Source organism: Methanospirillum sp. (assembly GCF_035406105.1).
Classification (GTDB): Archaea; Halobacteriota; Methanomicrobia; order Methanomicrobiales; family Methanospirillaceae; genus Methanospirillum.
Genome location: NZ_DAONKG010000069.1, coordinates 1 through 10,717, shown reverse-complemented (window position 1 = coordinate 10,717; position 10,717 = coordinate 1). Strand labels below are relative to the sequence as shown.

Annotated in this window: 11 protein-coding genes; 4 read left to right on the top strand and 7 right to left on the bottom strand. The window is 49.3% G+C overall.

Annotated features, from left to right (window positions below):
• Nucleotides 1-1,164: PAS domain S-box protein (locus PLA23_RS05740; protein WP_324474372.1), on the bottom strand; the 1,164-nt coding region annotated here is incomplete at its 3' end.
• 117 nt (nucleotides 1,165-1,281) lie between these two features.
• Here PLA23_RS05740 and PLA23_RS05735 point away from each other — a divergent pair.
• The 4 genes from PLA23_RS05735 to PLA23_RS05720 all read left to right on the top strand — a co-directional run bounded on the left by PLA23_RS05735 (nucleotide 1,282) and on the right by PLA23_RS05720 (nucleotide 5,693).
• A complete protein-coding gene (locus PLA23_RS05735; RefSeq protein ID WP_324329885.1) occupies nucleotides 1,282-1,908 on the top strand; it encodes a tetratricopeptide repeat protein in 627 nt (208 codons plus the stop codon).
• 105 nt (nucleotides 1,909-2,013) lie between these two features.
• Nucleotides 2,014-2,496: a hypothetical protein gene (locus tag PLA23_RS05730; RefSeq protein ID WP_324474370.1), complete on the top strand. Its 483-nt coding sequence runs from the start codon at nucleotides 2,014-2,016 to the stop codon at nucleotides 2,494-2,496.
• A gap of 39 nt (nucleotides 2,497-2,535) precedes the next feature.
• The gene (locus tag PLA23_RS05725; protein ID WP_324474368.1) at nucleotides 2,536-3,393 is read left to right on the top strand and encodes a thymidylate synthase; all 858 of its coding nucleotides are present in this window, start codon (nucleotides 2,536-2,538) and stop codon (nucleotides 3,391-3,393) included.
• 269 nt (nucleotides 3,394-3,662) lie between these two features.
• Nucleotides 3,663-5,693, top strand: coding sequence for an AAA family ATPase (locus PLA23_RS05720; RefSeq protein WP_324474366.1), 2,031 nt, complete (start codon nucleotides 3,663-3,665; stop codon nucleotides 5,691-5,693).
• Between the two features lie 18 nt (nucleotides 5,694-5,711).
• On the opposite strand, the gene PLA23_RS05715 is transcribed toward PLA23_RS05720, so the two are convergent.
• From PLA23_RS05715 to PLA23_RS05690, 6 genes are all read right to left on the bottom strand, one after another.
• Nucleotides 5,712-6,701 (bottom strand): isocitrate/isopropylmalate dehydrogenase family protein, encoded by a 990-nt coding sequence (locus PLA23_RS05715; RefSeq protein ID WP_324474374.1) that lies wholly within the window; start codon nucleotides 6,699-6,701, stop codon nucleotides 5,712-5,714.
• Nucleotides 6,698-7,495: a DUF7714 family protein gene (locus PLA23_RS05710; RefSeq protein WP_324328444.1), complete on the bottom strand. Its 798-nt coding sequence runs from the start codon at nucleotides 7,493-7,495 to the stop codon at nucleotides 6,698-6,700. The genes PLA23_RS05715 and PLA23_RS05710 overlap by 4 nt, the downstream gene beginning before the upstream one ends.
• On the bottom strand, nucleotides 7,492-7,980 hold the full coding sequence (locus PLA23_RS05705) for a LeuD/DmdB family oxidoreductase small subunit (protein ID WP_324328446.1): 489 nt from the start codon (nucleotides 7,978-7,980) through the stop codon (nucleotides 7,492-7,494). The genes PLA23_RS05710 and PLA23_RS05705 overlap by 4 nt, the downstream gene beginning before the upstream one ends.
• Nucleotides 7,977-9,191 (bottom strand): aconitase/3-isopropylmalate dehydratase large subunit family protein, encoded by a 1,215-nt coding sequence (locus PLA23_RS05700; RefSeq protein ID WP_324474364.1) that lies wholly within the window; start codon nucleotides 9,189-9,191, stop codon nucleotides 7,977-7,979. The genes PLA23_RS05705 and PLA23_RS05700 overlap by 4 nt, the downstream gene beginning before the upstream one ends.
• A complete protein-coding gene (locus tag PLA23_RS05695) occupies nucleotides 9,139-10,320 on the bottom strand; it encodes a homocitrate synthase family protein (protein ID WP_324328450.1) in 1,182 nt (393 codons plus the stop codon). Before PLA23_RS05695 ends, PLA23_RS05700 begins: the two co-directional genes overlap by 53 nt.
• Nucleotides 10,321-10,322: 2 nt before the next feature.
• Nucleotides 10,323-10,717: thiamine pyrophosphate-dependent enzyme (locus PLA23_RS05690; protein WP_324474362.1), on the bottom strand; the 395-nt coding region annotated here is incomplete at its 5' end.

Here is a 10,717-nt window from a genome sequence, read left to right as displayed (position 1 = left end):
TATGACCGGGAAGGTTGAACCATCCGGCCGTTGTGCCACATACTCATGGGGTCGTGAGGGGGCACCCCCGATAACAGACCTGATAGTGTCTAACGCCCGTGCCCGATCTGCAGGTACAATAAAATCCAACACATTTTTATTATCAACCGAAGTGTCAGGCTCATATCCAAAAAGGGTGTATGCCTGGTGATTGACGTAGGTGATCGTCCCGTCTATGGAACACTCAAAAACTCCCTCAGGAAGCAGATCGGCTAGATCTTTGTACCGCTTTTCACTCTCCTTCAGCATCTCCTGGGACTTGCGTAGCTCTTCCAGCCGGAACCTGAGCTCTTCTCCTGATGCAATCAGCTCCTCATATGCTGCACTCAGATCGATATTCCGCTGCTCAAGCTCGTTTTCAGCCTGTATTCGTTCGGTAATGTCGCGGATTATCGCCTGGTAATGATCTTTCCCACCGATTTCAAGTCTGCTGACACTCATCTCTGCATCAAAGAATGACTCGTCAAATCTACGAAACTTCCAGGTAACAAAGGCACCATCCTTCTGCTCCGTTGTCCCGAGCAATATACGGAGCTTATCTATTGTTCTGGTCCCTTCAGGCTGCATATCAGGTGCAAGCGCGGTAAAGTCATATCCTATCAGCCGGTGCTTGTCAGTATAAAATAAGGATGCAGCCTGGTTGTTACAATCAACAATGGTAACATTGGAGAGCAGAATGATACCATCAAATGCCGTCTCAAACAGGCGTCTGAACTTCTCTTCATTCTCCATCAGCGCCTTTTGTGCGGATTGTGCCTGCACAGCCTGACGGATTTTATGGGCGAGTTCAGCAAAAAGTGACACTGGATCGCCACCTTTCTGCAGGTAAAATGTCGCGCCTTCATTGATCGCCTCAATGACGACCTCTTCCCTGCCCTTTCCGGTAAAAAGAATAAAAGGAATGTTTTGTCCTTTCCTCCGATACTCCCGTAAGAGATCCATACCAGACATCCCGGGCATATGATAATCGGATACAACAATATCAAACGATCCTGACATTATCATATCAAGTGCAAAAAACCCGGACCTGACCGTGGTGACGGAAAAACCTTCCATTCTCTCCAGGTATAACTTGAAAAACCCGCAGAAGGATTCGTCATCATCAACATACAGGACTCTGATCATCGATGGTGTGTCTACCTGATACAACTGTAGGACACCGGTTTATATGAAGGTGCGGACACATTTCATCTGCACCCGATGATGATGAATTTCATAATCTCAGAGAGAAATGGTACCACCATGAAATGTGGATGTGTACTGATCATTCTCGTGGCAATGGTCGTCCTCTGGCCGGTTTCGGCATCACAGGCAGATGATCTGGCTGCACAGGGGAACCTGCTCTATGATCAGGACCAGTATAATGAAGCTCTTGTCATCCTTGATCAGGCCCTTGCCCTGGACCCTGACCATCTTGAAGCATTAAACGGAAAAGGAAAGACCTTAAAGAGCCTGGGTAGGTATGAAGAGGCAATTATTCAATATGACAAGGCAATAGCGGTTGATCCTACCTATAAAAAAGCTTGGAATAACAAAGGGATCGCCCTGACATACCTGGGCAGGTATGAAGAGGCACTGAACATGTTTGATGAATCGCTACGTCTTGATCCGGAGTACGGAAAGGCATACAGCAATCGGGCATGGTGTCTGAACCTGGCCGGACGGTACGAGGAAGCATTGGCTTCTGCGGATAACGCAACAATATTTGAACCTGATTATGCACGGGGATGGAGTAACCGGGGTGATGCTCTCCTCGCTCTTGGTCGGTATGATGAAGCAGTCATGTCATATGATACTGCGCTTATTCTTGACCCGGAACTAAAAGATGCCAGGGAAGGAAAAGAAAACGCAATCCTTCAGATGGAATAACCGGCAATTTCATATAATCCTTTTTTTTTAGTTTTTTCCACAGGTATAGAAAAACCATCAGATAAAACGCAAATCAGATAGCCTGATGAGAGAAAACATATTCTCATGAGAATTCAGGCATTCTTTTCGGTACTCTGTATTCTTTTTCTGTTCGGTACGCTCGTATCCGGCGGGAACCAGTCTGCACAAACCAATAATACGACTGTGAACCAGACCGAAAGTACCCTCGCTCCTGTCATTTCTCCACAGGAAAACTTAATGAATTATGCATTTGAGGCCAGGGCATTTGCACTTGAGAAAGGAAAAGAAACGGCATTGGCAGAATTTTCAAATCCTGCCGGGCAATTTGCACGTGATGGGAAGATCATTCGTGCATATGATACGGACGGGGTGCTTTTGGCAGACTGCACACGGCCTGGCGATATAGGTTCCAGGTTTATAACAGATGACCATGATGCAGGACAGATAAGACAGATGCGGGATCTGGCAAACACCGGTGGAGGCCTCTATGTTGACGCTGCAACAGGTAATTACTGGTTTGTAGCAGATATTGATGGCAGCTGGTGGATTTGTGCAGCCCTTGCCTGAAAAGCAGGTCAAATATTCTAAAACTCATACAGGACCTTTATGATTCTCATCAGAAAGCGAAGTATCGGGCAGGCTCATGAAGAGGTAATCAGGGAGATTTCCAGACGATGTGAAGGTCATGTCAGGGTGACGGAAGATGGTGAATATACCTGGGATCCTGAAGAGCCAATCTGTATTCATGTAGAAGAGCCATTTTCAGAACCGATGCGATCAGGAGCATCCCTTTTTGGAGAGAAGTTTTCTGAGCAGTATCAGGCATCCCTGTACACCATCACACCGCGCCGTGATGACGGGACAGATGCTGTATATACCTATGGAAACCGGCTTCGCGATTATCCCCGGCCAGAGGTCGCTATCATCAGGAAATCCCGGGGAATGCTCCATAATGTCTTCGATACCATGTTTAAAAAACTTGGATATGTTCCTGCAGATGCATGCGGTGAGCTTGTCTGGAAAGGTGATGGGCGGTATGGTGGAATTGATCAGATACAGGAGAGTATCATAAACCGGCTGATTGCAAATCCTATAAGCCGTCGTGCTATTGCGATAACCTGGTTCCCGGTTCAGGATATCACCGCTGATGAACCCCCATGCCTGCAACTCGTGCAGTGCATCATTGATAAAACCAATCATCTCAACCTTGTTTGTGTCTTCAGAAGCAATGACATGTTATCTGCATGGGGGCAGAATGCATATGGCCTTGCCCATCTTCAGAAATACATCTGTGACCAGATAAACCTGAAACGAACGAGCAATGGACAGAATATTGAACAGGGATGGCTTGAAACGATCAGTATATCAGCACATATGTACTTTCACCGGGACCAGCTTGAACTGAACCTGTTTTTAGAAAAAATAAAAACCGGGGAGTTATTCCAGTCATTTCAACGCAGGTAAGCCGTGCTGCCTTCGGCTTATGTCCTGATTTTTTTGAAAGAAAGAGAAATCCTTTATAGTGCCAGTATGATATGAAAGCGTGAGGTGCATATCTGGGGGTGCAGATACCGATCTCATTCCTTCTGAATTCAGGTTGCACCAAAATATCATACACTCTTCACAGAAGGAGGTATCCGGACTTTGGGGATACCTCACTGCCTGCACACTGGTTTCGGACACCCATTCATGAGCGTACTATATTTATAGGATAACAAATCGAGAGATATCCTATGCAACTTGCCGAGTTCCGGGTTCAGAACTATAAAATTATTGAGGACACGGGATGGGTTCCGGTTCAGAACCTCACCGCTTTTGTTGGAAAGAACGAATCAGGGAAATCTGCGATATTTCGGGCACTCTCAAAATTAAACCCATCAGACGGAGAAGGGTATGACGGCCTGAAAGAGTTTCCAAGGCAGCGGTATGCAGCTGAGATAACCCGTACTGACTGGCCGGTCGCGTCGGGCAGGTTTCATCTCACCCCTGATGAACAACGCGACATTTCTGCGATATCTGAACTCTGCAGTGAAGTCAGATCGGTTGAGGTGACCAGACATTATACCGGCTCATACAGTATCACCTATCATCCGGATGTCGGTGTAGATCATGTCACACCACCTGACCTGATCTACGCAATTGAAAGTGCCATTGAGCATATCAGAAATCTTATCGCCCCCGAAGGGAAAGGAGAGGAACTGGGACGGATTAAAGAGGGGCTTTTGGCTTTTCTTGAAGAACAAAAGAGTGGGATACCGGTTGACGGACACGTTCACAAACGGCAGATTGCAGATCTCATTAATGCAATCAAAAGCAGGGCAAATGAACCATGGCAGCATGACATCCTTGATCCGGTCACTGAACCAATGTACCGGCTTGTCAGACAGATGGAGACCTATGAGGGACTTATGGCTGCAAACCGGTACATTATTGAGCATCTGCCAAAGTTTGTCTACTTTGATCAGTACAATGTCATCGAGAGCGCCATTCACATCCCGACATTTATTGCAACCCTGAAATCCCATCCTGATACCCCGGGTCTTCGTGCCACCCACTGCCTGTTTCGACACGTAAACCTGGATCTTGACCAGCTTGACCGGCTTGGCTCTCACAAAAACGCTGTTGATGATAATCCGATCATCAGAAGACAGGTCGATGAACGATCCATTCTCCTGTCAACTGCGTCAAACCTGATGACAAAGAAGTTCGAGGACTGGTGGGGACAACGAAAGATCCGGTTCAGATATGATATTGATGGCGATTATTTCAGGGTCTGGGTTTCTGACGACCTGGATCCATCAGAGATAGAACTGGAACAGAGAAGTGCAGGTCTGCAGTATTTCTTCTCCTTTTATCTTGTATTTCTTGTCGAGTCAGGAGATGCCTACCAGGACAGCATTCTCCTGCTCGACGAGCCGGGTCTTCAGCTGCACCCGACCGCTCAGCAGCAGGCAACCCGGTTCTTTGAGCGGATCTCCCACCAGAACCAGATATTCTATTCCACCCATTCTCCATTCATGATTGACCTTGACCACCTTGACCGGGTCAGGACGGTGTATGAAGGAGAGGATGGAACCACAAAGGTATCGACATCCGAATGGCCGGCGGATCGTGACTCGCTCTTCCCCCTTGAGGCAGCCCTTGCAACTAGAATTGCAGAAAAGATCCTTTCTGGCGGAAAACAACTCGTTGTTGAAGATATTCAGGATTTATGGCTGCTTCAGGCCATGAACTATGCTCTTCGGAGCAGAGGAAAGACAGGGCTTTCCCCGGAGATAAAAATAACACCCGCCGGCGGAGCAGCAAATCTCTTTCCCCTTGCCCTTATGATGACAGCACACAAAAAACCGGTAGCAGTTCTGATTTCCGGCAGCAACATTCCATCAGCAGTGATTGACAAACTTCCCTCCCTGCATATTCGGGAAGGAAACGGGCTGTTGCTGTACAGCTCCTTTGTAAACCGCCAGGGGGCGGGTATTGAAGATCTCTTCTCACCAGAGCTGTACCACCGGTGTGTCAAGGATATCTATCCGGATCTTCCTCTGGGTCAGGTATCGGAAAAGAGCCCTGCAGAACGGAATGAGGAACGGGGGATCGCCATGCAGATCGCTGACCTGGTCGAAAGAAGACAGGGAGAACATTTTGAACGGTGGCGGGTTGCAGAACTGCTCTCTGACCGGATTTGCGAATCCCCCCAGAACCTGGATGATGAGACAATAGAACGGTTTTCAAGGCTCTTTCATGAGATAAACCGGCTGGTATGAGAAACCAGAATAAAGGTTTTATAGATCTGGTACCTCTTCCTTTTTTGCCTTGATAAGGTTCTGTAAAACAGCCTTTCCAACCTCCTCCGTTGTTGCAGTCCCTCCAAGATCCGGAGTTTTTACCCCATCTGCGATGGTCTTTTGAATTGCCCGCTCTATCTCAAGGGCATACGGTTTTTCACCCACATACTTCATGAGCAGGGATACGCACCTGATGGCTGCAATCGGATTTGCAATGCCCTTTCCGGCAATATCCGGGGCACTGCCATGAACCGGTTCAAAGAGTGCCTGATGTCGTCCGATATTCGCGCTGGGAAGCATACCAAGACCACCCTCGAGAAACGCGGCTGCATCAGAGAGGATATCCCCGAAGATATTTGTTGTTACAATAACATCATACCGGCCAGGGTGCTGCAGGACATCAAGTACAAGTGCGTCTATATACTTTTTATCAATGGATATGCCGGCCTTCTCAGCCTCTTCCATGCATATTTCAAGGAAATAAACATCTGATTTGAGGACATTGGCTTTGTTCCCAATCGTCAGATGCCTTCTTCTCCGCTTGGCACAGGCGCTGGCAAACTTTGCAATCCGCCTTGTCCCTGCTTCACTGACCACGCGGAGGGTACAGGCACGATCCTTCTCCTGCCATTCTATTCCCGAGTACAGACCTTCGGTATTCTCACGCACAATCAAAATGTCAAATCCATCACCAAATACCGGCCGAAGATTTGCATACAGGTCAAGCTCCTTTCGTATCCGCAGCACGACACTGTGGTATTTCGGATCAGGTGGTGTTGTTATGGCACCAAATAATATCAGGTCCGCATTTTTAAGAGTCTCAAGTGTTTTTTGGGACAATGCATCCCCGGTCCGTTTCCAGCACTCATATCCAAGATACACCGGCATATACTCCCAGTCAGGATGATAATACCGAAGCACCTCTAACGCAGAAGGAATTACCTCAGGACCGATACCATCACCAGGAGCCACAACCACCCGCTTCATCTGTTCCTCCATTCCTGAACACATGCATACAGGGCATCGGTGATCTGCTTGGGTGATGCACCCCAGTGAACCACCACACCCTTCTTCCCATTCAACATCTGTACGCCGCTCCGTTCTGCACGGCAGCATCGTGCAATAAACGGCTCTTCACTCACGGCATTTGCAGGACAAATATCAATCAGGGGGAAATCATGCCCATAGCAGTCCCGTAAAACCTGCCGGGCCGTCATGCACCCGGCAACCTGTTCGTCACCCAAAAGCCGGTCTGAATCAATCGTCCGTGAAAACCCCCCCGCCTTGCAGGGATATGCATCGGCCTTCGTCTCCCTGATATCCTTAATGTGATAACAGAACCTGATCTCCAGTTCACCAAATATCCCGGCTTTTTCAAGAACCTCAAGGGTTCCGGCAAGATGGGGGCGGGGAGGTGTCACATCATAGACATGAACCGTAAGCAGGGACGCCGGGTCCGGATCACAGATAAAGATCATGTGCTCATCAATCCCGGTAAAAATGGTGCACCGTTTCTGTGTTTCCAGTGCTTTCTGAATCAGGTCCCCGCGGTTATGCAAAACAACCGGTTCAGGATAACGGTATACCTCATCAGGACCTGCGATATGGGTCACGGATTTGATATCCCGCATCAGACCTGGTCCTTCTGCCGGTTCTACCGCCAGGATCTCATACCCCCCGGGAACCTCATGGATGAGATATTCTGAGAGGAAATAAACCCGGTCACCAACCGGTTTGTTCCCTGCATACCCGACACATTTACAGTGGGGAGGAAAGATCATCTCAGAAGTCTCCGTTTCCAGTACTCAATCATGCCGCCACTTTCAAGAATCTCCTGCATCCTGGGAGAGAGCGGGCGAAAGATATGCCGTTTCCCATCTACCTCAACCCACCCCCCGATACAGTCAAAGGATATGATCATGCCATCCGTGCATCCGGTTATGTCGCACTCCAGTGCAGGAAGACCAACGTTGATACAGTTGCGGAAGAATATCCGGGCAAATGACGGGGCTATAACCGCACGAACACCTGCTACCTGAAGAGCACGGGCAGCCTGTTCCCGTGACGAGCCACATCCCATATTCTTCCCGGCGACGAGTACCGCACCAGGAAGGCGGCCGGCCAGGCCGGGATCCAGATCCTCAAAGATATGCTCTGCCCAGATCTTCCAGTCTTTTGTCCGGAGATACCGCCCGGCTATGATAAGATCGGTGTCAATATCATCACCAATACAGACTGCCGGGCCTGACCCCTTTAATGCAGTCATATGACCTCCCTGGGATCTGTAATCTCACCATGCAGGGCACTTGCTGCTGCAGTTGCAGGTGAGCAGAGATAGTACGACGCTCCAACCCCCATCCGGTTCTTAAAATTTCGGTTTGCTGTTGAAAGAGCCACTTCACCCTCACCCAGCACACCCATATGGGCACCAAGACACGGACCGCATCCGGGCGGACCGATAGTGCATCCCGCCTGCACCAGATCAGCAGCAACCCCCGAGGTGATCGCCTGCAGATAGTCACGTTCTGATGCCGGAACAACAATAGTCCTGACCTGAACACGGTGACCTTTCAGTATCCGGGCAGCACGTGCAAGATCCTCAAACCTCCCGTTTGTGCACGTCCCGATAAAGACCTGATCAAGATGGGTTCCGGCAAGATCTGACACCGGCCGAATGGTATCTACCCGATGCGGAACCGCACAGACCGGTTCAAGATCAGTGAGGTCGATATCGTACTCCTGTACATAGGTTGGATTGTCAGGTTCCTGAACCGTGCAGGGAACTGAAAATTCTGCCAGATATCGCTCTGTTTCTTTGTCTGCATAAAAGAGTCCGGTCTTGGCCCCCGCCTCAACAGCCATATTGCATAAGGTCAGCCGTCCTTCCATGGGAACAGATGCGGCAGATTCACCGGTAAACTCAAGGGCCGCATACGTTGCCCCGTCCATCCCGAGTCCGGCCACATAGGAGAGTGCAGCATCCTTCCACTCAACACCGGTATTCAGCGTTCCTGACAGGTGAATGCCGATAGAATCCGGAACCCGAAGCCAGGTCTCACCTGAGACCCATATCCCGGCCATGTCACTTGCCCCAACACCGGTTGCAAATGCTCCAAGTGCCCCCAGCGTACATGAATGAGAGTCTGCACCAATGACAACCTCTCCGGGTTGTACCTGCCCTTCAGCCATGACCTGATGGCAGATACCAGAGCCGATATCCCAAAACCTGACCTGATATATCCGGGCAAGTGTCCGAAGCTCAGCCTGAAGCTCAGCGGTTTGTGAATTGTTTGCCGGGGCGATATGATCATAAATGATATAAATTGCGTCCGGTTTTCTGATGCCCGGGGCTCCCATAGCATCATAAATAATCTTCGCCTGAATACCGGTTCCATCATGACAGAATGCCTTATCAACAATCCGGTCAATATACGTGCCTGCCTGGGCACCCAGAATCTTCTCTGACAGTGTCACCATGAATTACATCCTCCCCGGTGACATGGGAGATGATCTCCGCAAGCACCTGCTGATTGATACTGCATTTATCCTCACTTCGATCTTTTATCATCTCAAGAACCTGCATGACCTGCTCATCGGTGATATGATACCCGAATGTTGTCAGGATGTGCATAAGGGCCCGTTTTCCGGTATGTTTCCCTAAAATAAACCTGCGTTCAAGTCCAAGGAGTTCTGGTGGAATGAACTCATAGGTACTGGGATTTTCAAGGATGGCAGCGATATGAATCCCACTCTCATGGGCAAACGCATTTGCACCGACAACCGGTTTTGTAGCAGGCATATAAATCCCGGTATACTGTTGAACCCGTTCTGAAAGTGCCGGAATCTGTGTGAGATCATACCGTGTTACCCCGCCTTTGAGCACGAGGGAGACCAGTACCTCCTCAAGTCGTGCATTCCCGGCCCGCTCTCCTAAACCATTCACCGTGGTATGAAGCTGAAAAACTCCGAGTTCAGCGGCTATAAGGGTATTTGCTGTTGCACAGCCAAGATCATTGTGGGCATGAATTGCAATCGGGATCGGGGTCCGGGGGACCAGATCCTTCATGATCCTTGCAAGCTCAAGTGGTGTCAGACACCCGGTGGTATCCGCGTATGTGACATACGTTGCCTTATGGTCTGCTGCCTGCCGGTATATATCAACAAGAATGTCCGGATCGGTTCTTGAAGCATCTTCAGCACCAAACCGGACGATAAGACCATGATCCACGGCATAATCAAGTTGTTCAAGGGCATTGGCGACAACGACCTCGCGGGGTTTTTTATGCTTGTACTTCAGGTGAAGATCTGACGGAGCGATAAAGAGCCCTATCATGTCGACTTCTGCATCAAGGGCAGCATCAACATCCTCCCTGCACGCCCGCGAGAGACCACAGATCTTTGCCGAGAGACCAAGCCGGGAGATATCCCGAATCATCTCCTTTTCATGAACAGATACGATGGGAAACCCGGCTTCAATCACCTCAATACCGATCGCATCAAGCCGGGTTGCGATATCCTTCTTCTCTTCGGGTGTGAACGAAACACCAGGTGTCTGTTCCCCGTCCCGAAGAGTTACATCACAAATTTCAATGTGCCATGGTTTCATGTCTATCGTTCCTCCGGACATACTCCCTGAATGACAAGCACCCGCAAAGTGGTATCAGGGACCATAAGTCCTGAAATTTTCTCATGTTCACTGGCATTACATACAATCGGATTGGCAAATCCCAGATATGCACAGATATCAGGGACCGGCTGACGGCCTGTCGTTCCCATGCACCAGTTCTGTAAGACAATACACAGAAGTGGTCTACCTTTTGCATGGAGGTCTATGAGAGCCTGTATCCCGGAATGAAGCAGAGCATAATCACCGGTCAGGGCAACCCGTGTTGAACGGGCAGCAACCGCAACCGATGATCCCATCCCATAATTGGCAATTCCACAGGTGTACGGCGGGATCATGGAGAGGAGACTGCAGCCGGTATCGCTGATAACCCGTATCC